The 24,129-nt window shown below is 61.9% G+C and carries 19 protein-coding genes; 10 read left to right on the top strand and 9 right to left on the bottom strand.

The features are described 5' to 3' along the window. Nucleotides 1–5 precede the first annotated feature (5 nt). Together thrC and recJ are read left to right on the top strand one after the other, a co-directional pair. Nucleotides 6–1,133: a threonine synthase gene (gene thrC, locus ATO7_RS08310; protein ID WP_083561217.1), complete on the top strand. Its 1,128-nt coding sequence runs from the start codon at nucleotides 6–8 to the stop codon at nucleotides 1,131–1,133. A 9-nt stretch (nucleotides 1,134–1,142) separates the two neighbouring features. Next, a complete protein-coding gene (recJ, locus tag ATO7_RS08305; RefSeq protein ID WP_083561216.1) occupies nucleotides 1,143–2,849 on the top strand; it encodes a single-stranded-DNA-specific exonuclease RecJ in 1,707 nt (568 codons plus the stop codon). A gap of 2 nt (nucleotides 2,850–2,851) precedes the next feature. Here recJ and ATO7_RS08300 read toward each other — a convergent pair whose 3' ends face one another. The 4 genes from ATO7_RS08300 to ATO7_RS08285 form a co-directional block, all read right to left on the bottom strand. Beyond that, the gene (locus tag ATO7_RS08300; RefSeq protein WP_083561215.1) at nucleotides 2,852–3,673 is read right to left on the bottom strand and encodes a MerR family transcriptional regulator; all 822 of its coding nucleotides are present in this window, start codon (nucleotides 3,671–3,673) and stop codon (nucleotides 2,852–2,854) included. Between the two features lie 59 nt (nucleotides 3,674–3,732). After that, a complete protein-coding gene (locus tag ATO7_RS08295; RefSeq protein ID WP_083561214.1) occupies nucleotides 3,733–4,821 on the bottom strand; it encodes a fatty acid desaturase family protein in 1,089 nt (362 codons plus the stop codon). Nucleotides 4,822–4,833: 12 nt separating this feature from the next. Continuing rightward, nucleotides 4,834–5,937 carry a ferredoxin reductase gene (locus ATO7_RS08290; RefSeq protein ID WP_083561213.1) on the bottom strand — a complete coding sequence of 368 codons (1,104 nt, stop codon included), beginning with the start codon at nucleotides 5,935–5,937 and terminating at the stop codon, nucleotides 4,834–4,836. Nucleotides 5,938–6,057: 120 nt separating this feature from the next. Continuing rightward, entirely contained in the window at nucleotides 6,058–6,681 is a 624-nt protein-coding gene (locus tag ATO7_RS08285; protein WP_158523116.1) for a TetR/AcrR family transcriptional regulator, read from the bottom strand. Between the two features lie 101 nt (nucleotides 6,682–6,782). On the opposite strand from ATO7_RS08285, the gene roxC reads away from it, so the two are divergent. The 7 genes from roxC to ATO7_RS08250 all read left to right on the top strand — a co-directional run bounded on the left by roxC (nucleotide 6,783) and on the right by ATO7_RS08250 (nucleotide 17,729). After that, a complete protein-coding gene (gene roxC / locus ATO7_RS08280; RefSeq protein ID WP_146680236.1) occupies nucleotides 6,783–8,918 on the top strand; it encodes a putative rubber dioxygenase RoxC in 2,136 nt (711 codons plus the stop codon). A 135-nt stretch (nucleotides 8,919–9,053) separates the two neighbouring features. Further along, nucleotides 9,054–10,580 carry a flavin-containing monooxygenase gene (locus tag ATO7_RS08275; RefSeq protein WP_083561210.1) on the top strand — a complete coding sequence of 509 codons (1,527 nt, stop codon included), beginning with the start codon at nucleotides 9,054–9,056 and terminating at the stop codon, nucleotides 10,578–10,580. Between the two features lie 27 nt (nucleotides 10,581–10,607). Next, on the top strand, nucleotides 10,608–11,519 hold the full coding sequence (locus ATO7_RS08270; RefSeq protein WP_083561209.1) for an alpha/beta fold hydrolase: 912 nt from the start codon (nucleotides 10,608–10,610) through the stop codon (nucleotides 11,517–11,519). Nucleotides 11,520–11,580: 61 nt separating this feature from the next. Then, complete coding sequence (locus ATO7_RS08265; protein WP_083561208.1) at nucleotides 11,581–13,065, top strand: amidase; 1,485 nt, start codon at nucleotides 11,581–11,583, stop codon at nucleotides 13,063–13,065. After that, the gene (locus ATO7_RS08260; protein ID WP_083561207.1) at nucleotides 13,062–13,454 is read left to right on the top strand and encodes a Dabb family protein; all 393 of its coding nucleotides are present in this window, start codon (nucleotides 13,062–13,064) and stop codon (nucleotides 13,452–13,454) included. The genes ATO7_RS08265 and ATO7_RS08260 overlap by 4 nt, the downstream gene beginning before the upstream one ends. A gap of 94 nt (nucleotides 13,455–13,548) precedes the next feature. Then, entirely contained in the window at nucleotides 13,549–16,638 is a 3,090-nt protein-coding gene (locus ATO7_RS08255; protein ID WP_083561206.1) for an efflux RND transporter permease subunit, read from the top strand. Continuing rightward, entirely contained in the window at nucleotides 16,638–17,729 is a 1,092-nt protein-coding gene (locus tag ATO7_RS08250; RefSeq protein WP_083561205.1) for an efflux RND transporter periplasmic adaptor subunit, read from the top strand. The genes ATO7_RS08255 and ATO7_RS08250 overlap by 1 nt, the downstream gene beginning before the upstream one ends. On the opposite strand, the gene ATO7_RS08245 is transcribed toward ATO7_RS08250, so the two are convergent. The 5 genes from ATO7_RS08245 to ATO7_RS08225 all read right to left on the bottom strand — a co-directional run bounded on the left by ATO7_RS08245 (nucleotide 17,726) and on the right by ATO7_RS08225 (nucleotide 22,851). After that, entirely contained in the window at nucleotides 17,726–18,556 is an 831-nt protein-coding gene (locus ATO7_RS08245; protein WP_158523115.1) for a YkvA family protein, read from the bottom strand. The two genes, ATO7_RS08250 and ATO7_RS08245, sit on opposite strands and share 4 nt — an antisense overlap. Nucleotides 18,557–18,585: 29 nt before the next feature. Continuing rightward, a complete protein-coding gene (locus ATO7_RS08240; protein ID WP_083561203.1) occupies nucleotides 18,586–19,392 on the bottom strand; it encodes a nuclear transport factor 2 family protein in 807 nt (268 codons plus the stop codon). Beyond that, complete coding sequence (locus ATO7_RS08235) at nucleotides 19,382–20,182, bottom strand: phosphatidylethanolamine N-methyltransferase family domain-containing protein (RefSeq protein WP_083561202.1); 801 nt, start codon at nucleotides 20,180–20,182, stop codon at nucleotides 19,382–19,384. The genes ATO7_RS08240 and ATO7_RS08235 overlap by 11 nt, the downstream gene beginning before the upstream one ends. A gap of 149 nt (nucleotides 20,183–20,331) precedes the next feature. Further along, nucleotides 20,332–21,390 carry an OmpA family protein gene (locus ATO7_RS08230; RefSeq protein ID WP_083561201.1) on the bottom strand — a complete coding sequence of 353 codons (1,059 nt, stop codon included), beginning with the start codon at nucleotides 21,388–21,390 and terminating at the stop codon, nucleotides 20,332–20,334. 117 nt (nucleotides 21,391–21,507) lie between these two features. After that, nucleotides 21,508–22,851: an OmpA family protein gene (locus ATO7_RS08225; RefSeq protein ID WP_083561200.1), complete on the bottom strand. Its 1,344-nt coding sequence runs from the start codon at nucleotides 22,849–22,851 to the stop codon at nucleotides 21,508–21,510. 175 nt (nucleotides 22,852–23,026) lie between these two features. Between ATO7_RS08225 and prfB the strand changes: the two genes are divergently transcribed. Then, nucleotides 23,027–24,125, top strand: a protein-coding gene (gene prfB, locus ATO7_RS08220; protein ID WP_206044887.1) for a peptide chain release factor 2 whose coding sequence is annotated in 2 segments (ribosomal slippage) — nucleotides 23,027–23,101 and nucleotides 23,103–24,125 — 1,098 coding nt in all. Because the reading frame shifts where the segments join, the coding sequence is not laid out codon by codon here. Nucleotides 24,126–24,129 lie beyond the last annotated feature (4 nt).

Genomic DNA, 24,129 nt, shown 5'->3' with positions numbered 1-24,129 from the left:
GAGTCATGAACGGAACATCCCTCTACACCGGTCTGGTTGACCGCTATCGCGCGCGCCTGCCGCTGGCCCCTGGTGCCGAAGCCATCAGCCTGGGGGAGGGCGCCACGCCGCTGATCAAGCTGCGCAACATCCCCGGCGATGTCGGCTTCAGCGGCGAGATCTACGTCAAATACGAAGGTCTCAATCCGACCGGTTCATTCAAGGACCGCGGTATGACGGTGGCGGTGACCCAGGCCCATGCCGAAGGCAGCAAAGCCATCATCTGCGCCTCAACCGGGAACACATCGGCCGCCGCTGCGGCCTATGCCGCCCGCGCTGGCATGACCGCTTTTGTGCTCATTCCTGAGGGCAAGATCGCCATGGGCAAGTTTTCCCAGACGGCGATTCATGGCTGTTCGGTGATACAGATTCGCGGCAACTTCGATGACGGCATGCAGCTGGTCAAGGACGTTGCCGAGACTTTGCCGGTGACGGTGGTCAACTCGGTCAATCCGTACCGCCTGCAGGGTCAGAAAACCGCCTCCTTCGAGATTGTTGAAGCGCTTGGCGATGCGCCCGACTACCACTGCCTGCCGGTCGGCAATGCGGGCAACATTTCGGCCTACTGGATGGGCTACCGCGAAATGGCGACGCCGCGTGCCGGTGAAACCCCGATCGCGCCGGACAGCTTCAGCTACCTGCGTGAAGCGGTGACCGACAAGCTGCCGGTCATGTGCGGTTTTCAGGCTGCAGGCGCGGCGCCGTTTTTGGCTGGTGCGCCGGTCAAGAATCCGGAAACCGTGGCCACCGCGATCCGGATTGGCAACCCGCAAAGCTGGGCTCATGCCGAGACCGCCGTGCGCGAATCCAATGGGCATTTCGACGCTATTGAAGATGACGAAATACTGGCCGCACAGAAACTGCTTGCCGAGCGCGAAGGTGTGTTCTGTGAGCCGGCTTCGGCCAGTTCTCTGGCCGGTGCGCTGCGCGATATCGCCAGCGGCAAGATCAAGCCGGGCAGTCGCGTGGTGTGCACGCTGACCGGGCACGGTCTGAAAGATCCGGATATCGCGATCAAGCAGGCCACAGCCGAGCCGGTCACCGTTGACGCCACTCGTCAGGCGGTCGAAGACGCGCTGGTTAAAGGGCTTTAGTCGCCGCTCATGACGACACTGGCCAGCCGTGCGCTGAGCCGGCGCAGTCCCAAGGCGCCGCCCCTGGACGGGGTGGCTCATCCGGTGTTGCAGCGGGTTCTTAGTCACCGTGGCCTGGTCGAACGCGAACGTGATCTGGGGCTGGCGGGGCTGCTGTCCTGGCGCGAACTGAAAGGTATCGATGCCGCGGCGGCCTGTCTGGCTGATGCGCTGGCGGCGCAGCAACGCATCCTCATCGTTGGTGACTACGACGCCGATGGCGCAACCGGCGTGGCCCTGGCCGTCTCGGCGCTACGTGAGATGGGGGCGCAGGCGGTGGACTATCTGGTCCCGGATCGCATCAAGCTGGGTTACGGGCTGTCGCCGGCCCTGGCGGAGCTGGCTTTGTCGCGCACGCCCGATGTGGTCGTGACCGTGGACAACGGTATCAGCAGTGTCGCCGGGGTGGCGCGCCTGCGTGAGGCCGGGGTTGCGGTGGTGGTGACGGACCATCATTTACCTGGCGACACCCTGCCGGCGGCGACCGCCATCGTTAATCCGAACCAGCCCGGGGATGGCTTTGCCTCCAAGGCGCTCGCCGGCGTCGGCGTGATGTTCTATGTGCTGGCTGCATTGCGCCACGAGCTGCAGGCGCGTGACTACTTCACACAGCGCGGGCTTCAAGCGCCGAATCTGGCCGCTCATCTCGATCTGGTTGCGCTGGGTACGGTGGCTGATCTGGTTGCGCTGGATGGCAACAACCGGCGTCTGGTAGAGCAGGGCCTGCTGCGTATGCGGGCAGGCTGTGCACGCCCTGGGCTGGCCGCGCTGATAGAAGTTTCCGGGCGCAAGGCCGCAGAGTTGCAGGCCAGTGACCTGGGCTTTGCCCTGGGGCCGCGGATCAATGCGGCTGGGCGCCTGGATCATATGGATCAGGGCATTGCCTGTCTGCTGGCACCATCCCTGACACAGGCGCGACCGTTGGCGCAGGGGCTGGATCAGATCAATCAGCAACGCCGCGCGATGCAGACCGAAATGCAGGACGACGCCATCGCACGTGTTGAAGTTGAAGACAGCGATGCGGTGGCCCTGTGTCTGCACGATGCGGGCTGGCACGAAGGGGTGGTGGGGCTGATCGCTTCACAGGTGAAGGAACGTTTCCATCGCCCGGTCATTGCATTTGCCGATGCCGCCGAGGGCATGCTCAAGGGTTCCGGACGCTCGATCAGTGGCTTTCATCTGCGCGATGCGCTGGCCTTGCTGGATGCCCGCCATCCGGGCCTGATCGACAAGTTTGGTGGCCATGCCATGGCAGCTGGTCTGAGCATTCGCAAAGCGGATCTCGAGGTGTTCTCGCAGGCCTTTGTTGCGGTGTGTGATGAGACCATTGATCGCGCTTTGCTCGAGGCGGTGTGGCTCAGCGATGGCGAGCTGGATGCGGCCACCCTGAGCCTGGATACGGTGACGGCGCTGCGACAGGCCGGGCCATGGGGGCAGGGATTCGAGGATCCGCTGTTCGACAACGTGTTTGAGGTGCGCAGGCAGCGCGTGGTCGGCAGCGGTCATCTCAAACTGAGGCTTGGGCTGCCCGGTGCAACGCAGACCTGGGATGCGATCGCCTTCGGGGTCGACGAACGTGTGCAGGCGCAACAGATCAGGCTGGTTTATCAGCTCGACATCAACGACTACTTCGATCCGCCCAGCGTTCAGCTGATCGTGCGCGGGCAGGTGGCCTAGGGCTATTCGTTCAGCGAGGCGGGCTGCTTTTCGTCGTTGAGGTGCTTGAGGATCAGCTCCAGCCGGTCGCCGAGAATTTTCTCCAGCGCTTTTTCCATGGCGCGCGCCACTTCGGGCTGAACCGCCATGTCGACCAACGGACGCAGGCGCCAGATCACATCGGCCAGTTTGGAGACGTCTTCTTTGGGCGGCAGGGTGTCTTTCCAGTGGCGGTCGAAGACGTATTCGGCGACCAGCTGAACCAGCAGTTCAGCCACCAGTTCGACGTTGTTGCGCAGGCGTCCGATGATGTCGAACAGCTTGCTGGTGGGAATGCCGATGGCGCTGAGTTCTTCGCCGGCCTGCAGCAGCCGCGGACTGGTGATGCGGTAGCGGTTGCGTCCCTCCGGCACCAGCAAACCCAGATCCGTGGCTTGCTTGATCAGGCTGGGCGAGAAGGTTTTGAAACGTGCGGTCAGTTCGGCCAGCGTAGTGTAATCGGGAATCTCTTCCACGAACGGGCGGGTCACCGCATCTTCAAGGCCAAGCAGGTCGGACAGCTCGCGACCCTGCTGCCAGGCCTGCAGCAGCTCACCGATGCTGTTCAGGGTGTAGCCACGATCAAGCAGGCGCTGGATCATGCGCAGGCGGGCCAGATGGGCATCGGTGTAAATACCGGTGCGGCCACGTTTTTCCGGCGCCGGCAGCAAGCCGCGTTCCTGGTAGGCGCGGACGTTGCGCACGGTTGCGCCCACGGTCCATGCGAGCTCGTCGATGGTGTATTCGTGTTGCGGGTCAGCGGTGCGGCTGCTGCGCTCGCTGCGCGATTTGCGGAACTGTGGCATCCGCCTATGATAAGCAGTCATTGATCAATGGGCCAATGGCCACGATCACAGCATCATCATCAGGCGGTGCGCGGGCGTCGCTGCAAGTTCGGCACGGCGTAGAGGAAGAACTTCCCGATCACGCTGCCGAACTGGCGAATGAATGGTCCGGTGGCGTAATGCTGGCCGTAGCGCTCGCAGATTTCGCGCACTTTGGGCGCCATTTCCGGGTAGCGGTGAGCCGGAATGTCCGGGAACAGATGGTGCTCGATCTGATGGCTGAGGTGGCCGCTCAGGATGTACAGCAGGCGGCTGCCTTCGATATTGGCGGAGCCATTCATCTGACGTGCATACCAGTGGCCGCGGCTTTCGTTCTTGCATTCTGCGCGCGTGTAGATGCGCACGCCCGCAGGGAAGTGACCACAGTGAATGATGCTGTAGGTCCAGACATTGCGCATCCCGTTGGCGATCAGGTTGCCAATCAGTACGGCGAGCAGATTGGGGCCGGCGAGTAGCGGAAAGAACAGGTAGTCCTTGAACAGCTGAAAACCGGACTTGCGCACGATCGGGCGCAGCTTGGCGAACATCTCCGTGAGCGGTCGGCGGCCCAGGACGTAGCGCCCCAGCTTCATGTCCTGCAGCGCGACGCCCCATTGGAACAGCAGGGCAAAGACCACGTTGTAGGCCGGCTGCAGCAGATAGCCCGGGTTCCAGCGCTGAGCGCCCGTGATGCGGGTGATGTCGTAGCCCAGATCATCATCCAGGCCGAGGATATTGGTATAGGTGTGGTGCTTGAAGTTGTGCGTTTTGCGCCAGTTGTCGCTGGTCCCCACGTTGTCCCATTCGTAGGTCTGCGAATTCAGGCGCGGGTCGTTCATCCAGTCGTACTGGCCGTGCATCACGTTGTGACCAATTTCCATGTTTTCCAGGATCTTGGATACGCCCAGGGCAAGCACTGCAAGCGGCCACAGCAGCGGCACAAAACCGAACATCAGGGCGATGCGGCCGAACACGGCAGAGTAGCGCGAGATACGTACGATGCGCCGGATGTAGCGCGCATCGCGCTCACCAAGATCGGCGACCACGCTGTCACGCAGGGCATCAAGTTCTGCAGCCAGAGCGTCCTGTTCCTGAGGGCTCAGAGCCCGACTGGGGTGAGGTTTCTTCATGTTTTTGCGTTCCTAGTAGTCCAGCACCAGGTCGTCTTCAGCCGCTGAAATGCACAGCTGAATCTCTTCATTGGGTTCATGGGAGACGGCGCCGGTCAGCAGATTGCGAACCGGGCCGCTGACTTTGCGGCAGCGACAGCTCTGACAGATGCCCATGCGGCAGCCGTAGGACGGTGTCTCGCCGGCGGCTTCCAGTGCCGCCAACGCGCTCTGATTGGCCTCGGCGGAGATGCTGCGGCCGCTGCGTGCAAGCGCGATGTGGGCGGCCACACCGGCCGGTTTATCGTCTGACTTGAGTGGCTGTGGTGTGCCGAAATACTCAAAGCGCAGGCGTTCATCCAGTGCCTGCTCGTGCCAGTGCTGCCGGACCACCTGCATGAAACCGGCAGGGCCGCAGAGCAGGGCAAAACGCTCGGCGTAGTCCGGCACGCGCTGCTGCAGCTGGCTGGCGCTGAAGCGCTCAGCGTTTTCCTTTTCCAGACACCAGTGCACGCTCAGTTGTGGGTGGTGTTCGGCCAGTTCATCCAGCGCTGCGCCGAAAATACGATCCTGCTGGCTGCGGACATAGTTCAGCAGCACGATGCTGCCGCTGTAGCGGCCAGATAGCAGGCTACGCAGTTGTGCCATCAGCGGGGTGATACCGCTGCCAGCGGCGATCAGCAACAGCTTTTGTGGGGCCGGGCTTGGCAGCACGAAGTCGCCCTGCGGCGGCGACACAAACACGCGGTCGCCAACCTTGATGCGGTCATGCAGATGGTTGGACACCTTGCCATTGGGTTCGCGCTTGACCGTGATGGTCACCAGGCCGCGAGCCTGCGCTGCTGGCGCATTCGAAATGGAATAGCGTCGCTCATGGCGGCGACCGTCGATGTCGACCCCGATGCCCACGTGCTGGCCTGCGATGGCGCGGCCAAAGCCCCAGGCCGGCTTGAAGACGAAGCTGCGGGTGTCGTGTGTTTCCTCAATGATCTGGCGAATCCGCACGGCTGGGCGGACCAACGACCAGGCAGGATTAAGCTCCTCGAGGAAGAAATTCAGGGCGGAACCATCTAGCCAGCCGGAGCGAAAAAGCGAGTGGGTCCAGGCCGGTTGTCCGGCGGTGGCAGTGACAGTCATGCAGGCAGGCGCATCGCGCGCAGTCGTGTGGACAATGCGCTGCAGTATGGCAGAGTAAATATACAGTTGTCTAGACAAATGTATACATGGTGGCGCAACTTGCTGATTAGTGAGGTTTATTCAGTTTTTGATGCGTGTTTCCAGATACGCGATCATGGCCGTGGCGGCTTCGACTTCGTAGGCCGGCGTGATGCGCTGGTAGGTCATATAGGACAGACGAAAGGCGGCTGACCCGATTTCCACCGCCAGGGTGGCAACATCCGGCGGATCGGCGGGCAGCGTGCGACCGTAGATGCTCATCATGCGACGGATTTGGCTGCCCAGATGATGGATGGTCAATTCCAGCAGGCGATAGCTCTCGTCGGTCGACGATCCGCCCAGTATCAGCATGCTGGCAACACTGTCCGCGTTGTAGAACTTGACCGCGGTGGCCACGATCCGTTTGACCATGTCCTGCCACGAAGCCGCCGGGTTGCGATCCGATTCGCTGATCAGGCTGGCTTCCAGCGCCTGCAGTCGGCGCTGTGTTAACTCGTTGAGTACGGCGTAGGGCGTGGGAAAGAACTTGTAGATGGCGTTGCGGCTGCACTGCAGTCGCTCTGCGATTTGGGGGATGGAAAACTGACTGATGCCTTGCTCGCGCAGCAGTAGTTCAGCTGTGCTGAGCACCTCTCCGAAACGTTGGCGTGAGCGCTGCTGCTTGGGCTGGCGCGCGATCGTGAGGTCTTCGGCTGTGTTGGTCATGTCGCGGATTCTAGCGTGTTGCGCAAAAAAGAGACAAATGTTAATTTTTGCCTCATGACAATCAAAAGTACGACGCAGCAGTCGTGCAGGAAGGTGCAGTGATGAGGACATGGATTATCCCGCTGGTGGCGCTGGGGCTGGTGGCCTGCAACGGTGGGCGAGAAAGTGGCGTGGTCGGGGTTTCGCCGGAGCTTCCAGGCGAAGGCGACGCTGAGCAGCGCGCCGATGATCTGGGCTTGCTGGGCAGCAAGCGCGGACGCCACGTGTGGAACACCTATTGCGCCAACCAGCCGGACAGCGCGCCGCTGCCGGTAGATCCGCGCAGCATGATTCAGCCGGGCGTCAATGCCGACCGTGCCGTCTACTTCAACGCGTATTGGGAAGACTGCCGGGTCAACCTGCCGGCCGAAAAGCAACGTCCGCAGACCTGTGGCGAGTTCCGCGCCGCGCGAGACGCCGGATTTGATTTCCTGGTCAACGAGCTGCCCGCATCGGCTGGTGCCATGAGCGCTGAAGACTTCCGCATGCTGTGGCAGAAATGGGGCTTCGAGAGCAAGCCGGATAACTTCGAGCAGCTCTACACCCTGCGCTATGGACTCAACCACGCCCCGTTCGACAATCCGTATCCGCTGGAGGGTGAAGATCCGACACTGACCAACGGCGGCTCCGGTCAGCTGCCGCTGGGTTTGCGTCAGCTCAAGGATGAACAGGGGGAGTGGACCGGCATGATCGGCACGGCCGCGTGTTTTCAGTGTCACGGCGGTCAGATTGGTGATGTCGCGGCGGGTGAGGCGGCGGTCCTCGGGCTGAACAGCCTAGGGCTGGGCAACAACAACGCCGATGTGCTGATGCTGGCGCAGGACAACTCGCCGCTGTCGCAGCTGCCTGGGCCGTTGAGCAGCGCGGCAGGCGTGTTCCCGGGGCTGAGCGTGGACAGCCTGTTCAATATCGGCATCAAGCAGCGTGGCCAGAACAACGCGGTCGGCGCGTTCGAACTGCTGGTCACCCTGCTGGATTTCGATTCACTGGGCTTTACCCCCAACCTGGCCAAGACCATCACTGCGGGGCTGCCCGGCAGCGTTGCCGATTCGGCTCATCCGCTGGCCCACACTCAGGACACCCCGCCGTGGTGGAACATGGGCTCCCGGCCGCGCAAGTTTTTCGATGCCGGCGTCTCCAATGACAGCACACGCATCATCATGGCGGCAGGGCCGGGCGAGATCTCCGAGCTGTTCACTCTGGACGGCAAGCACTATCGCGAGCGTATCGCCGAGTACGACCAGAAACTGGCCAACTACTTTCTGTCGCTGGAATCGCCGGTTTATCCCGCACAGATTGACGAAAACCTCGCCCGCCAGGGCGCGATACTGTTCCATTCCAAAGACCTGTGGGCCGCGCCCGGCAATGCCGAGCGCCCGCGTCCGGATGGCGGGAATGGCTCTTGCGCCAGCTGTCATGGTGCTTATGCGCCGATGTACGTCAACGATCCCAGCTATCTCGAAGATCCGATCTTTGAGGGGATCGCCGCGCACATCTCTCCGCTGGAGGTCATCGGTACCGACCGGGCGCGTTCCGACATGCTGACCATGACCCTGCGCGAGGGCTGGGATGTGACCTACTGGGCTTTCCCTGACGGGGTGGAAGGCTGGACCGCGCCGGAGGACAAGGACCCGGTTACCGAACTGATTGATGACATGCTGCCCGTGGCGATCCGTCCCAAGGGGCTGTGCGGCTGGGAGAAGGGTGTGATCGGTTACCAGGCACCGCCGCTGTACGGGGTGTGGGCGACCGCGCCGTATCTGCACAACGGATCGGTGCCGACACTTGAGGCCCTGCTCGATTCAAGCCAGCGCCACGCCATCTGGCAACGCAAGCTGCAGACGGACGGCCCGGTCACCGGCTTTGATCAGCGTCTCAGCGTGGCCTTCGATTTTGATGCGGTGGGCTGGAAGCACGATGCCTTGAGTTGCAGTGACATCCCGGGCAGTGAACTGCTCAACTGCAATCCGCTCAATGAGGAAGGACCATCGGTGGGACAGATGGTGCAGAACTACATCAATGGGTTGATTGCCTGGGCCGGTGTGGTGAATGTCAGCGATCCCACGCCGGGTGGTTTTGATAAACGGCTGGTCTATGACAGCCGCATTCTGGGTAACGGTAACGCCGGTCATGAGTTCACCGATGTGCTCACCGAGCGCGAGCGGGCGGCCATCATCGAGTACCTGAAAACGCTTTGATGCGGCTGATCTGAGGCGTTCTAACTGGCCTGTTGCAGTGCCTGCTTTTGCTGCGCTGCAACAGGTTGACGGTCATGTTGTCTTTGTATATTGTCCCATTGAATAATGGCAATATGACAGGACAACAGCAGCCGTATGCACAGCACGACTCAGCAGTTTGATGTTCTCATCCTCGGTGCCGGCATTTCCGGCATTGGTGCCGCCTGCCATCTGACCCGGCAGTGCCCTGACAAACGCTACGCCATCCTCGAGCGGCGTGAGGCCATCGGCGGAACCTGGGATCTGTTCCGCTATCCGGGCATTCGCTCGGATTCCGACATGTGCACCTTCGGCTACAGCTTTCGCCCCTGGCGTGAACCCCGTGTGCTGGCTGACGGGCCGTCGATCAAGCGCTACGTCACCGAGACGGCGCAGGAATACGGTGTTGACCAGCACATTCGTTTCGGACGGCATGTGCAGCAGGCGGCCTGGGACAGCGGGCGCAGCCTGTGGACCGTTGAAGCCCGCAACGCCGACGGTCAGATCGAGCGCTTTGAAGCACGTTATCTGATGAGTTGCACCGGGTATTACAACTACGATCAGGGCTTCAAACCGGATTTTCCGGGCGAGAGCACCTTCAAGGGGCGCATCGTTCATCCTCAGCACTGGCCGGAGGATCTGGATTACAACGACAAGAAAGTGGTGGTGATCGGCAGCGGCGCCACCGCGATCACGCTGGTGCCGTCGATGGCCGACAAAGCGGCTCATGTGACCATGCTGCAGCGCTCGCCCAGCTACGTCATGACCGTGCCGGAGGTTGATCCGGTCACCGTGCGCCTGAACCGCTTCATGCCCAAACGCGCGGCGTACGCCATGGCCCGGGTGCGTAATATCGGTTTGCAGCGCTTTGTTTTTCGCGCCGCACGCAATCGCCCCAAAGCCATGCGCCGTTTGCTGCTGGCCGCGGTGCGCAAGCAGCTCGGGCCGAATGTCGACATGAAGCATTTCACGCCCAGCTACCAGCCTTGGGATGAGCGTCTGTGCGTGGTGCCGAACGGTGATTTGTTCAAGACCCTGCGACGTGGCGACGCCAGCATCGTCACGGACCACATCAAAAGCTTCACCGCCGACGGTCTGCAGCTGGAATCCGGCGAACATCTGGAGGCCGATATCGTGGTCAGTGCAACCGGTCTGAATGTGCAGATGCTGGGCGGCATCGAGGTCAGCGTGGATGGTGAGCCGTTGTCGATCAAGGATCATCTCACCTACAAGGGCATTCTGGTCGAAGGGGTTCCCAATCTGGCCGTGGTGTTCGGCTATACCAATGCGTCGTGGACGCTCAAAGCCGATCTGGCCAGCGAGTACGTCTGCCGCCTGATCAAGCACATGGACCGCAAGGGCTACCGCCGTGTCGTGGCCCGCGACCACGAAGGCTGCATGACCCAGGACACCGTCATGGGGGGGCTGCGCTCCGGCTACATCCGGCGTGCAGCCGACCGGTTGCCGCGTCAGGGCAATAAGGCGCCCTGGTCGGTGGTGCAGGATTATCTGCGTGACATCCCGGCCTTGCGGTTCGGTTCGCTCGAAGATCCGGTGCTCGAATATGCGGTGGGCGCCGCCGCCCGCCGTGCGCCGGAATCGGGCACAATGCAGGCTGGTTCCCCCATCGCCGCCGCCGGCTAATCCCTGCGGCATATGCCGCAAGCTGGTATGAACGAACAGACGCTACACCTGCGCCGGGACGGGCTGACCCTGTCCGCTGGACTCTACGGCGAGGACGATGCGCCGTTGGTGATTCTGCTGCACGGTTTTCCGGATACACCGTACTCCTGGGACCGGGTTGTGCCGCATCTGGTGGCCGCCGGTTATCGCGTGTTGACCCCGTGGCTGCGTGGTTACACTCCCGAGTCCGCCAAGCGCGGGGCGCGTTATGACCTGATCGCCGTGGCTGAGGACATCGAAGCCTGGCGTCAGCACCTGGTTGCGGATCAGGTGCATCTGGTCGGGCATGACTGGGGCGCCGTGGTGGCCATGGTACTGGGAGATACGCCGCCACCGGCTGCGGCCCATGCCGGCCCGTGGAAAACGCTCAGCCTGCTCGCCGTGCCACCTCTGCCGCATGCCTCACAGTGGCGCGCCTTGTTGCCGTATCTGCCCCGGCAGCTGCGGCTATCGGCCTACATGCCCGTGATGCAGTTGGGCTTTTCGCATCGCCTGTTGACCCGCAACAACGCGGAGTACGTGCGCCAGATCTGGCGCAAATGGTCGCCCGGTTGGCACTTTGATGATGCCGATTTTGCGCCGGCCCGGCTGGTTTTCAGCGATCCTGCGCTGGCCTGGGCCAGCACCCGCTACTATCGCAACCTGTTCACCCTGCATCGCGCCACCACACGGCAGACCTTTGCCCGCATGGCGCGTCGTTTTCGGGTCCCGACTCTGGCGCTGGCCGGCGCACAAGACGGCTGCATGAGTGCGCAGACCCATCGCATCATCGGCAACGCGCCCGCGCAACGCGGTTTGCTGCGTGCCGTGCAGCTGCCTGACTGCGGCCATTTTCTCCAGGCCGAAAAGCCCGACGAGGTTGCGCGGTGCTTGCTGGAGCACTTTCAGCGGGTTGACTGAGCCACATTGAAGCGCCCTCACGGCTGCGGGATACTCGGACCTTTTCGAGCAGGGGACGGGGATGAAGTTTGAGGATTATCGGGAGCATGATGGGCTCGGGCTGGCGACGCTGATTGCGCAGGGCGAGGTCAGTTCCAAAGAGGTGGTGGAGGCAGCCATTAGCCGCGCTGAAGCGGTCAATCCCAAGCTCAACGCAATCATCTATCCGCTGTACGAACGCGCCCGCGCGCAGGCCGAGTCACCCACTGACGGTGCATTCGCTGGCGTGCCGTTCCTGCTCAAGGACCTGTATCAGGAGCTGGAAGGCGCACCCGCCGCCTACGGCTGCAAAGCGCTCAAGCAGCAAGGCAAGGCGGCGCCGGAACACAGCGAGATCACTCGTCGCTGGCTGGCCGCAGGTGTTATCCCGATTGGCCGAACCAACACGCCGGAGTTCGGCGCCAAGGGCATCACCGAACCGCAGGCCTGGGGCGCCACGCGCAATCCCTGGAACACCGAGCACGTGCCGGGTGGTTCGTCCGGTGGTTCGGCCGCTGCAGTGGCGGCTGGCGTTGTGCCGATGGCCGGAGCCAATGACGGCGGCGGCTCGATTCGCTTGCCGGCCGGGCACTGCGGCTTGTTCGGTCTCAAGCCGGGGCGCGGGCGCACGCCGTGGGGGCCGGCCTTCAACGAGCTGCTGCAGGGCGCGGCCATCAATCATGTGGTGTCACGTTCGGTGCGCGACAGCGCGGCCATGCTGGACGCGGCGCAGGGGCCAGAGAATGGCAGTTTCGTCCACATCCAGGCGCCGGAACGCGCTTATCTGGAAGAGGTCGGTCGTGACCCTGGGCGGCTCAAAATCGCATTCAGCACACGCTCTCCCATAGGTACAGCTGTCGATCCCGAAGCACTTGAGGCGGTCGAAAAGACGGCCGCTTTGCTGGCATCGCTGGGGCATGATGTCGAAGAGGGCGAGCCGGTTATCAACGGGCATCAACTGGCGCGTGATTTCATCATCATGTGGTTCGCCAACGTTGCCGTGACGGTGGATGAGATCAAGCGGGAAACCGGCTGCGGCAATGCCGGTTTCGAGGACGATACGGTCATCATGGCCGAGTTCGGGCGCGCCACTCGGGCCGATGAATATGTCGCCTCGGTGCAGCGCTGGAACGAGTACAGCCGTGCGCTGGGCGATTTCCACCGCCGCCATGATCTGTGGCTGTCGCCCACCATGGCCCGCCCGCCGGCCCGGGTCGGGGAAATCGCCACGCCACCATGGCAGCACAAGCTGGCGCGTGCGCTGATGGCCATGGGCCTGTCGCGGGTCATGGTCAAATCCGGAATCATCGAGCAGATGGTGCAGGAGAATCTGCAATGGGTGCCGTACACCCAGCTCGGCAACCTGACCGGCGCGCCGGGCATGAGCGTGCCCCTGCACTGGACGCAGTCCGGCTTGCCGCTGGGGGTGCAGTTTGTGGCTGGAGCTGGGCGGGAAGACATGCTCATCCGTCTGGCCGCACAACTGGAGCAGGCTGCGCCATGGCGTGACCGCTGGCCAGCCCTGTGAGTCTGCGCGGTCTGTTGATCGTTGTACTGACCCTGGTGCTCGCCGGCTGCAGCTGGCGAGCACCACAAGCGCCACAGGACAACTATCTGATGCATGTGGTGCTGGTCTGGCTGAAGCAGCCCGGCCATGCTGAACACCGCAGACAGATTGTTGAGGCATCACGACAACTTGCCGCGATTCCCGGTGTGCGCGAACTGCGTGTGGGGCCGGTTGTGAGCAGCGAGCGGGCGGTGGTCGAAGACAGCTACGATGTGGCTCTGAGCATGCGTTTTGACGATGCCGAGGCCCTGCAGGCCTATCTCCAGCACCCGCTGCATGTCGAGACCGTCAAAACCCGGTTCATGCCGATCATGCAGCGTTATCAGGTGATCGATTTCGGCTCACCCTAGACGTGACGCAGTGCCAGCGCGGGAACCTTCGGCGGCTAGTCGCGGTCTTTCTGTGTGAGGGGCTGGCGCCGTCGCGCGTCATAGGGGAGACATCATGAATCTGACGCGCCTGTCGCTGTCCAATCCTGCTGCGGCTGCTGTGGTGGCTGTGCTCATAGCGGTGGCCGGTCTGGTCAGCCTGTACAAGCTGCCGATTCAGCTGCTGCCGGCTATCGATCAACCGCAAATTTCAGTCTGGACCAACTGGCGTGGCGCCGCACCGGCCGACATGGAATCGGTGGTGATCGAGCAACAGGAACGGGTGCTGCGCGCCATTGCCGGGCTGGAGCGGGTAGAAAGTCAGATCAATCAGGGTAACGGCAACGTCAATCTGACTTTTGCCATTGGCACCGATATGCAGCGGGCTTACCTCGACGTGATCAACCGTTTGCAGCAAGTGCCGCCGCTGCCCCGCGATGCGGATGGTCCCTGGGTCAATCTGGGTGGTTGGGATTTCTCCGGTGGCAATGCGGCCAGTCTGCTGGTGCGCACCCTGAGCGAGGATGATCCGCGTGATCCGGTCGAATTCCATGATGTGATCAAACGCGAGGTCGAGCCGCGGCTGGGGCGGATACCTGGTGTGGCGCGGGTGGAGCTGAACAGCCACCGTCCGCAGGAAGTGCGTGTCGAACTGGATGCCGAAAAAGCTGCGGCCATGGCCGTCGATCTGCCGGCCATTGTTAACGCGCTCAACAGTGCAAGCGATGTTTCGGGCGGGTTTGCCGATGTCGGACGGCGCCAGTACACGGTGCGCTTTCTGGGCCAGGTCGCGGTGGAGCATCTGGGTGAACTGATTGTGGCTTACCGTGATGCACGGCCGGTGTATCTGCGCGATGTCGCCCGTGTCTCGGTGGCGCGCGAGGAAAGTCGCGGGTTCACCCTGCGCAATGGGTATCCGGCCTATTACATTCAGCTGGCCCGCGAGTCGGGTTCCAACACGGTGGCCATTCTGGATCAGGTCAATCGTGAGATCGACGTGCTCAACGACGGTTTGTTGTCGGCCGAAGGGCTGGCCATCGAACTGTCCTACGATGCCTCCATCCATATTCGGCGGGCCATCGCCCTGGTGCAGGGCAATCTGGTGCTTGGTGGCGTTCTGGCCACATTGATCCTGTTCGTATTTCTGCGTCAGTGGCGCTCGACCGTGCTGGTCGGCTTGAGCATACCGATCTGTCTGTTCAGTGCGTTTGCCGCGTTGTACCTCACCGGACGTAGTCTCAACGTGATTTCGCTGGCGGGGCTGGCGTTCGCCGTGGGCCTGGTGCTGGATGCATCCATCGTGGTGCTGGAGAACATCATCCGGCTACGCCAGCGCGGCGAAAATCTGGCGCGTGCGGTGGCTGCAGGGGCGAGCGAGGTGGCGCCTGCACTGTTCGCATCGACCGTGACCAGTATCGCGATTTTTCTGCCCATCCTGTTCATGCGCGGCCCGGAAGGTCAGCTGTTTGCCGATCTGGCGCTGACGCTTTCGATAGCAGTGAGCGTGTCCTTGGTTGCCGCCCTGACGGTGCTCCCGGTGGCTGCGGCCTGGATGCTGCGGACTGCGCCGGTCGACAAGGATCATCTGGAACCGTGGTGGACGCGCATCACCGCCTGGGCCATGCAACTGACCGCTCAGGCCTGGCAGCGTGGTCTGTGGGCGATGCTGCTGATTGTCGGCGCGGCCGTGCTGACCTGGCGTTTGATGCCCTCGGCGGACTATCTGCCGCAGGCCCGTTCGGACAACGTCTGGGGCAACTTCTCGGTGCCGCCTGGCGCCTCGCAGCAGGCCATACGCGATGATCTGGGCGAGGTGGTCGCCGAGCGCCTCAAACCTTATCTGAGCGGGGACAAAAAGCCCCAGGTTGCCTACTACAACCTGTCGTCGTGGAACGGCGACTGGACCGGTCTGGCGCTGTATCCGAAGGAGCCCAAGGAAGCCGACGCAATGATGGCGGCACTGCGCGAGGATGTGCTGTCGGGTTTGCCGGATACGCGTGTTTTCGTCAGCCCGGGCTCGCTGCTGAATTTTGCCGGTGGCGGCAATCGCCAGATCGACATGGATATCCATGGCAGCGATCTTGATCGACTGATGGCCGCGGCGCGGGCCGGTCAGGCACGCTTGAACGAGGTGATGCCGGGCGTGCCGGTCCAGCCCCGGCCGGAGCTTGATCTGGCCGAACCCGAGTTGCTGGTGCGGCCGGATGACGTGCGTCTGGCCCGTGCGCAGATGAGCCGGGCGGCGCTGGGCAGTGTGGTGCGCAGCTACACCGATGGCTTGTACGTTGGTGAGTATTTCAATGGCAACGAGCGCATGAACATCATCCTGCGTTCGCCGCCGTGGGCCAGTCCGGAAGCGCTGGCGGAGATGCCGCTGGCAACGCCCGGTGCCGGGGTTCAGCGTCTTGGTCAGCTGGCGCAGTTCCAGCGCAGCGTCGGTCCCAGCGAACTGCGCCGCATCGATGGGCAACGCACGGTCACGCTGCGCATTTTTCCTCCTGACGAACAAACACTGGAGGATGTGATCGAGCAGCTGCGGCGGGAGGTTCAGCCGGCCATCATGGAGGTTCTGGCGGGTGACGGTGGGGTGAATTTTCGCGGCAGCGCTGACGGTCTGGAGCAGGCCCTGATGGCGATGGGAATGAACCTGCTCTACGCCTTGCTGATTCTGCTGCTCATCCTGACGGCCATGTTCCGCTCGCTGCGTGATGCCGTGCTGGTTGTGGCTGTGATGCCACTGGCCTTTGCCGGCGGTGTGCTGGCGCTGTCGTTGCTCAATCTGTTTTCTTACCAGTCGATGGATCTTCTGACCATGAGCGGCTTCGTGATCCTGCTCGGGCTGGTGGTCAACAACTCGATACTGCTGGTGGACCGCACCCGCAGTGCCGAGCGCGAAGGCATGGCGCGCGGGCACGCCGTGGCGCTGGCGGTGCGCGAGCGCACCCGGCCGATCTACATGAGCACGCTGACCAGCATCTTCGGCATGTTGCCACTGATGCTGGTGCCTGGAACCGGCGCCGAGATTTATCGCGGGCTGGCCACCATTATCGTTGGTGGTCTGAGTGTTTCCGCGCTGTTTACACTGCTGCTGATGCCGGCGTTGCTGCGCATGGGGCAGCGTCACGACGAGCATCCCATAACAATGACAACGGAGACTTCGCGGTGATGATCAACAGCAAACTGAACCTGCTGATGTTGGCCGTACTGACGCTGAGCGGGCTGCGCTCCGCATACGCCGCCGAAATGCCGGTGGCGCCGGTGGTGGTCGATCATGTTCGGCAGGACAGCGCGCAGGCGGGGCAGAGTGCCACGGCCACGGTCCACAGTCGTCAGGAGCTGCGCGTGCGCGCCGGCGTTGCGGGTCGTCTGGAATGGGTGCGTGAAGCGGGAGAGCGGGTCGCCCGTGGTGATGCGCTGGCGCGCATTGATGTGGTCCCGTTGGCCTTGCAGCGCGAGGAACAGCTGGCGCGTATCCACCGCAACGAGGTGCAGCTGGCCAATCTGGCCTCACGTCTGGCCCGGTTTTCCGAGTTGCAAGCCAGCAACTACTACAGCGTGGTCGAGCTGGACGATTTGCGCGCGCAGCGTGACTTGGCCAAAGCAGACCTGGAGATTGCCCGGGTCCAGGTCAGGCAACTTGATGACCAGATCGCCCGCGCCACCGTGGTGGCGCCATTCGAAGGTCTGGTGACCGAGCAATTCCGCTATCCCGGCGAGGAAGTGGCACGAGGTGAAGATCTGGCCCAGGTGTTCAATGTGGGCGATATCGAGTTGCGTGCGGTCTTGCCGCTGGACTGGTTGCCAGGGCTTGCTGTCGGTGATGTGCTGGAGGTCCGGCGTGGCGCCGAAGCTGCTGTGCTGGGCACCATTCGTCGCCTGATTCCCAACGCCGATGCGCGTTCGCAGACCTTCGAGGCACGGGTCGATCTGCCGGCCTTGGTGCAGCCGTCCTGGGTGGTCGGCCAGCTTGCTGCGGTGCGTCTGCCCGCGGCCTTGATGGCACGGGCCCTGATGGTGCCGCGTGATGCTTTGGTGCTGCGCCGCGATGCGACCTACGTGTTCCACATTGATGACAGCGAGCACGCCCAGCGTGTACCGGTCGAGTTGGGCGCAGGGCGGGGAGACTGGATCGTGGTCAGTGGCGCTTTGAGTGAAGGCGACCGGGTCGTGGTGCGCGGCGCCGAACGGCTGGCCCCGGGCCAACTGGTTGAGGTCGTGCGGGATCTGGCCAACAGCCCCGCTGGCGCAACCTCCTAGTTGAGGGCGAGGTGGGCGCAGGCCAGCCCGACAAAGGCGAGCAGTGGCAGACTGACCGCCAGGATATGCCGCCAGCGCCCGACTTTGGCCCCGATGATCTTCGGCAGCTTGTCCTGCCAGCGTTGATCAAGGCTGCGGTACTGGCGTAGAAACACGGCTGCCACGCTGATGTTCCAGGCCAGCACCAGCAGGCTGGTGACGCCAACGTAAGCCAGCCATTCGCGGGTGTAGCCACCACTGATCAGGCTGATGGCCAGAGACAGCGCCGCCGCCGTGGTGGTGCCCCACAGCCCAATGACCACCGCGGTGACGTATTTCTGTACGGCATCTTCTGCAGCGCGGTCGAGTTTTTCGAGCAATTCGTCGGTGCGCTCGTCGACAACCTCGTTCAGCGCGTTGCGTCCTTTGTCGACCAGCTGATCGGTTGCCTGGTCGATGGCCTGGTCCTTGAAACGTGTCACGCTCGGTACGATCTGACTGAGTATCCAGCCGAGTACGGCGACGTCATCGACATAGCCCAGCAGCGGAATCACATCGGTGACAGCATCAACCGGCGAGATGAAGTAGAGCAGGCCGGCGGTAAGATACAGAACCTGTTTCTTGCTCAACTGGCTGCGGTTTTTCCACAGTTGTGAGGCTTGCCCGGAAAGCTCGCGCAGCCGCCGCATCACATCCGAATTGCCCTTGAGGCCGGACATCTTGTCGCCCAGTTCCTGTTCGACCTCGATTTCCGCAGCTTTGCTGCCGGCCTTGTTGAGAAAGCGCTGATCGAACACGCGTTGTGCGTGGTGCAGCGTTTTTTCAGCCTCGTGGTGGTCGTCGGTCATGCGGAGCAGGGGCAATGAGTGCCCCTGCATTATGCCGTGTCGCGGTAGATCGTGAGTGCGGAAATCTGTGACGAACTGTGGGCGAAGTCGAAAACCGCGACCATGCGCTGCTCTTGCTGGAAGAGCGTGAGTACAACCTGGCGACCGCCGGCAATGACCTTGCTCCAGCGGATGTCGCTCAGCTGCGTGCACAGGGCATCCAGGGCTAAGGTCTGGTCGGCCAGCTGTATGGGCGCATTGGTCTCGACCAGCTGGCGCATGTGGGCCGTCTGGCCGGCATTCAGCGCGTTGAGGAATTGTTCTGCGCAGCGCTTCGCTGATGCGCCAACGCCCACAAAGGCGCGTGAGAAGCCCAGCGCGCCGCTCAGACCCTGCTGGCGCAACATGTTGCCGCTCAGGGCCAGCAGCGCGCTGAGGCCGGTTCTCAAACCCTGGCTGAAGACCTGCCGCGTCATCATCGGCAGCAGTTCCCAATGCGCGTACAGGCGCCGGACGCGCGGGCGGCCGGCGCTCCCGGCGACGATTTCGTAACGGATGTACAGCGGCACGCCAACCGTGAGCGCCGTGCCGCCCATGTGGGTGACGATCACCAGATCACGCACCACGGTCTGACCGCATACGATGTCGTGATCGACGTCGAAGCGGATCTGGTTGGGCGCGATGAACGTGTCGTAAAAACGCGCCAGCGCGGCGGGACCGGCATGCCCACGCGAGCCGACCGGGTCATGGACCTCGGCGTCATCCGCGAACAGGTTCAGCCACGTCGATTTGTCGTGCGCGGCAACAGCGCGGGGTGAGGCCTGCGCTGTGTCGAGCAGCTCCGCTCTAGAGAACATAGGGGAAGATCGCTTTGCGGTTTTGCGGATAGTCCGGGAATTTTTCGTTGTACCAGCGCTGCGTGGCGATTGCGCGAGGGATCAGGTTGCCCGCCGAAATCAGCAGGATCACCAGTCCAGGCAAGCCCCAGGTCATGATCGAAAAGCCGGTCCAGGCGGTCAGCTCGCCGAGATAGGTCGGGCTGGAAACAAAACGATAGCCACCACCGTAGGGGATTTTGTAGTCGGACTCGGTGCCAGCCGACAGCTTGGCGGGATCGCGTAGATTGCGCACCACCCATTCCGAGTGGAGGATCAGTGCAAAGCCGCAGTAATACACCACCAAGCCGAGCCAGAACCGTGGATCGGACAGCCAGTCACGGGTCAGGTGGGGCGCGAATTCATTGAACCAGGTCGCGTTCATGTAGCCGTGGATTGCGGTTACGAACATGCCCGACAGCACGATGCTGATGCTGAACGTACTTTTGCGCCCGGGCGCCACGCGGATGGACAACGGGAAGAACCAGCCACGGTTGGCGTAATGAATCAACCACACGGCTGCCAGAATCATGGGCACCAGCTCGGTGGTGCGAGGGCCTTGCAGATAGAACCACAGAAACACCACGGTTGCCGGAATTTCCATCAGCCACCAGCCGAACTTGGGATTCAGCGCCATGCCCCATTTGTCGGTGCCAAAGCGTCCGTAGGGCGTTTGCGGCATGAACGCACCGCCGATAATGGTCAGCGCGGCAAAAACGAATCCGATGGTCAGAACAGTGTCGAAGGTGGTGTTACCGGTGTACCAGTTCATAGCGTTGCGGACATCATGGCCCGGCCAGTGGGTAGGGCCTCAATGTGGCGGGAAATCGTCACCTCAACTTCCCGCATTTAAGGTAGGTTCCTTTTCTTCAGGCAAAAAAAAAGCCCCGGAGACCGGGGCTTTTCTAATTAAGTGTCGACTTACTGACGCAGCAAGTTGATTTCGACGCGGCGGTTCTTGGCGCGACCGATTTCAGTGTCGTCAGAAGCTGCCGGGCGGGTTTCGCCATAGGCGCGCTGACGCACCTGGCTGGCACCCACGCCTTTGCTCACGAGGTAGTTGGAAACAGAAGCTGCACGACGCTCGGACAGGCCCATGTTGTATTCCTCGGTACCGGTCGCATCAGCGTGGCCATTGGCAATCGCAACCACGAAGTTGCGGTTGGTCAGGTTGGCGGCAACACGATCCAGAGCGGCTTTGGCAGCCGAGTTCAGCTCGGAGGAGTCAAAGGCGAAGTAGATCACCACAGTTTCCGGAGCCGGGGCAGCAGCCGGAGCCGGTGCCGGAGCGGGCTCAGCCGGAGCCGGTGCCGGAGCAGCCGGAGCCGGAGCAGGTGCCGGTTCTTCCATCTTCTTGGCCGGGCAGCCATCGCTGACGCTAGGAGCGCTGCCGCCAAACGGCATCATGAAGCCTGCGCCGAAGACAAATTCGGTCTGGTTGTCGCCCAGGGCACGGGTGTCTGATGCGGCCGGAATGTTGCGGACATCGTTATCGGTGTCCTGAATGCGCCAAGCGGCGTCCGTGCGGAAGCTCAGCTTGTCGCTCAGTTTCCAGTTGATACCACCGCCCACGCTCAGGTTGAGTGCGGTTTCGTCTTCGTTGAAGTAGGTGGCGCCAATGCCCGCTTTCACAAACGGAGATACGCTACCGGTGCAACGCAGCGGGAATGCGAGCAGGTCCACGCCGACCGAACCTTCTTTCTGCTTCTTGTCAGCAGCGATGACATTCGCGTCGCCGTAACGGCCAAACTGGTTGTATGAGGCAAAACCTTCTACTGCAAACAGCGGGCTAATCTGCTTACCCGCAAAGACACGCAGACCGCTTTTGCTGTCGGTCAGGCCGCGCATGGCGTTGTCTGCATCAATGTAATTGAGCATCAAGCCACCATAAATACGGTCATCGAACGACTGTTCCCCAGCATGGGCAACGCCGCCGAATACTGCTGATGCGGCCAGCAAGCCGACGAGTGATCCTTTCATGTTTGCTCCCTGAAAAGTAAAGCTATTGTTAGTTTGAATGACAATTCTGCCTGCATTCTCTGCCGCAAGTGTATCAAATTGCAGATGAAAATCATGTGTCTGCGCAAGATTTTTCGCTTATTCGCCAAGAACCAGTAATTCAACTCGGCGATTGTTCATCCGGCCTTCCTGGCTTTCGTTACTGGCGAGCGGACGTGTTTCTCCATAACCCTTTGCGATCAAAACCTTGCTGTCGACGCCCTGGCGCTGCAAATAGGTTTTGACCGCGTTCGCGCGAAGCTGCGACAAGCGCTGGTTGTAGGCATCGTCGCCTTGGCTGTCGGTGTGACCTGCAACTTCGATGCGAATTCCGTCGGCGCCGCCGATCGCGCGCGCAACGCCGTCAAGGACCGTTTTGGCGCTGCCGGTCAGGTCGGCGCTGCCGGTTTCGAAGCTCACGCCTTTCAGAACCACTGCGCCGGTGGCACATCCGCTGGCGTCAATTCTTTGACCCGGTGAGGGCAGGCGACAATCGTTCTGCAGCGCGCAACCGTCCGCCATCACTGCTGCATTGGCAGGTGAGTTCGGGCACTGATCGTTGTCATCAATGACTCCATCGCTGTCGCTGTCGAGTTGGCAACCATCTTCACCAACCGTTGAGCCAATCGGTGTGCCCGGGCAGGCATCGCGGCTGTTGGCAACGCCATCCTTGTCGGAATCATGTTCGCACCCGCGGGCATTGATGACCGCACCCTGGGGTGTATTCGGACAATCATCCATATCGTCAGGGATTTGATCACCGTCGCTGTCCGGGGGAGAAATCACGATGCGGGTGTCCGGCTCGTCCGGTTCGTCGACTTTGGCCGCGCTTGGGTCTGCACCCAATGGCAGCAGCAGGCCGATGCCGAATACGCCGTCGTGGTACGTCCGCCCACCGGAGGTGCCGAACAGGCTGCTATAGGTCGATGATTCACCTTGCGAGTATTTATCAGTGCGGTAGCGGGCTTCTATGCGCAGTGACGGCCCGTTGCCGAACATGGGCCAGTTGCCCAGCTTCAACATGTAGCCAATGCCCGCATCAAACTGATCCGATGTGGCCTCGCCTGCGGCACCGGACGCCTCGGCGTTACCTTTGCTTATGCTTAGGATCCCGTACAGCGGGAAGTCTTTGCGTGACTGAAAGAGCAATATGCTGAGGCCGTAGGACAGCAATTCGCCGCTGCCACCGGCGTCGATATCCGGCTCGGCATAGGTGCCGTGAATTTCCAGATTGCTGCCCTGACTGAGGATCTTGCCGATTGAGAATTGATAGCCCAAGCTGTCGTCGAAGCGTCGGTCACCGTCATACAGGCTGTATGTCGCCATCGGCGAGATGTAAAAACGACGGTCTGCCTTGCTTGGGTCATCGTATTGAGCCGAAGCGGGCAGGGTGGCTGCAGCAAGTCCGATGGCGGTGCAAACGCCAAGTGCAATAGTTCTCATTATTTATGTCTCCCCAGGATGGCGCAGAGAAGGCTTTGCAGGTATGGCAGCCTTCGTTAATTGCTCACTCTCGCGTACTATAACGAGGAGCCGCGCCCCGGAAAACCGCCTTTTCCATCCCCGCGCGGACCGATCACCCATTGCAAACCAAGGCGTGCCCTGCGGCACGAGTTCTATTGTGGAAGTAAATCAGATTCGGGAGACCATCACGGCCCTGCAGTCGCGTCTTGACGCGCTGCGGGGCTATCTTTGACTACGAAACGCTGGCCGAGCGTCTGGAGGAAGTCCAGGCCGAGCATGAGGACCCGGAGTTGTGGTCCAATCCGGAGCGTGCACAAGCTCTGGGGCGTGAGCAGTCGCGATTGGAGGAGCAGATTCTGCCGATCCGGGATTCCACCACACGGCTGACCGATGCCGCCGAGCTGCTCGATATGGCGGTGGAAGAAAATGACGAGGCCGTGCTGGCCGATGTCGAAGCCGAGGTTGCCGCAGTGCAGGCCGTGGTCGAAGGCCTGGAATTCCGGCGTATGTTCGCCGGCGAACATGACATCGCCAATGCCTATCTTGATATCCAGGCCGGCTCCGGCGGGACCGAGGCCCAGGACTGGGCAGAGATGCTGTTGCGCATGTATTTGCGCTGGGGCGAGGCCAAAGGGTTTTCGCCTGAGCTGATTGAATGCTCGGCTGGTGAAGTGGCCGGGATCAAGAGTGCGACCGTGCAGTTCAGCGGTTCATATGCTTATGGCTGGTTGCGCACCGAAACCGGGGTGCATCGGCTGGTGCGCAAATCGCCGTTCGACTCCGGCGCACGTCGGCACACCTCGTTTGCCGCGGTGTTCGTTTCGCCGGAAATCGATGATGACATTGATATCGAGATCAATCCGGCGGATCTACGCATTGATGTTTACCGGGCCTCGGGCGCAGGTGGTCAGCACGTCAACCGTACCGAATCGGCCGTGCGTATCACGCACAACCCCAGCGGGATCGTGGTGCAGTGTCAAAACGACCGTTCGCAGCACAAGAACAAGGCCACCGCGATGAAACAGCTCAAGGCCAAGCTGTACGAACTGGAGCTGCAAAAGCGCAGCGTTGATGCGCAGGCGCTGGAAGATTCAAAGTCGGACATTGGCTGGGGCAGTCAGATTCGCTCCTACGTGCTGGACTCCTCGCGCATCAAGGATTTGCGCACGGGCGTTGAAACCGGCAACACCCAGGCCGTGCTGGACGGTGGTCTGGATCCATTTCTTGAAGCCAGCCTGAAGAAGGGGCTGTAAAGAC

Source organism: Oceanococcus atlanticus, from assembly GCF_002088235.1.
Taxonomy (GTDB): domain Bacteria; phylum Pseudomonadota; class Gammaproteobacteria; order Nevskiales; family Oceanococcaceae; genus Oceanococcus; species Oceanococcus atlanticus.
Note: the sequence above shows the minus strand (reverse complement) of the source record. Positions and strands in the feature narration are given on the sequence as shown.

Bases quoted from the DNA above. Each gene is read 5' to 3' on its own strand.
- thrC (WP_083561217.1), top strand. From the start codon at position 6: ATGAACGGAACATCCCTCTACACCGGTCTGGTTGACCGCTATCGCGCG.
- recJ (WP_083561216.1), top strand. From the start codon at position 1,143: ATGACGACACTGGCCAGCCGTGCGCTGAGCCGGCGCAGTCCCAAGGCG.
- ATO7_RS08300 (WP_083561215.1), bottom strand. From the start codon at position 3,673: ATGCCACAGTTCCGCAAATCGCGCAGCGAGCGCAGCAGCCGCACCGCT.
- ATO7_RS08295 (WP_083561214.1), bottom strand. From the start codon at position 4,821: ATGAAGAAACCTCACCCCAGTCGGGCTCTGAGCCCTCAGGAACAGGAC.
- ATO7_RS08290 (WP_083561213.1), bottom strand. From the start codon at position 5,937: ATGACTGTCACTGCCACCGCCGGACAACCGGCCTGGACCCACTCGCTT.
- ATO7_RS08285 (WP_158523116.1), bottom strand. From the start codon at position 6,681: ATGACCAACACAGCCGAAGACCTCACGATCGCGCGCCAGCCCAAGCAG.
- roxC (WP_146680236.1), top strand. From the start codon at position 6,783: ATGAGGACATGGATTATCCCGCTGGTGGCGCTGGGGCTGGTGGCCTGC.
- ATO7_RS08275 (WP_083561210.1), top strand. From the start codon at position 9,054: ATGCACAGCACGACTCAGCAGTTTGATGTTCTCATCCTCGGTGCCGGC.
- ATO7_RS08270 (WP_083561209.1), top strand. From the start codon at position 10,608: ATGAACGAACAGACGCTACACCTGCGCCGGGACGGGCTGACCCTGTCC.
- ATO7_RS08265 (WP_083561208.1), top strand. From the start codon at position 11,581: ATGAAGTTTGAGGATTATCGGGAGCATGATGGGCTCGGGCTGGCGACG.
- ATO7_RS08255 (WP_083561206.1), top strand. From the start codon at position 13,549: ATGAATCTGACGCGCCTGTCGCTGTCCAATCCTGCTGCGGCTGCTGTG.
- ATO7_RS08250 (WP_083561205.1), top strand. From the start codon at position 16,638: ATGATCAACAGCAAACTGAACCTGCTGATGTTGGCCGTACTGACGCTG.
- ATO7_RS08245 (WP_158523115.1), bottom strand. From the start codon at position 18,556: ATGACCGACGACCACCACGAGGCTGAAAAAACGCTGCACCACGCACAA.
- ATO7_RS08240 (WP_083561203.1), bottom strand. From the start codon at position 19,392: ATGTTCTCTAGAGCGGAGCTGCTCGACACAGCGCAGGCCTCACCCCGC.
- ATO7_RS08235 (WP_083561202.1), bottom strand. From the start codon at position 20,182: ATGAACTGGTACACCGGTAACACCACCTTCGACACTGTTCTGACCATC.
- ATO7_RS08230 (WP_083561201.1), bottom strand. From the start codon at position 21,390: ATGAAAGGATCACTCGTCGGCTTGCTGGCCGCATCAGCAGTATTCGGC.
- ATO7_RS08225 (WP_083561200.1), bottom strand. From the start codon at position 22,851: ATGAGAACTATTGCACTTGGCGTTTGCACCGCCATCGGACTTGCTGCA.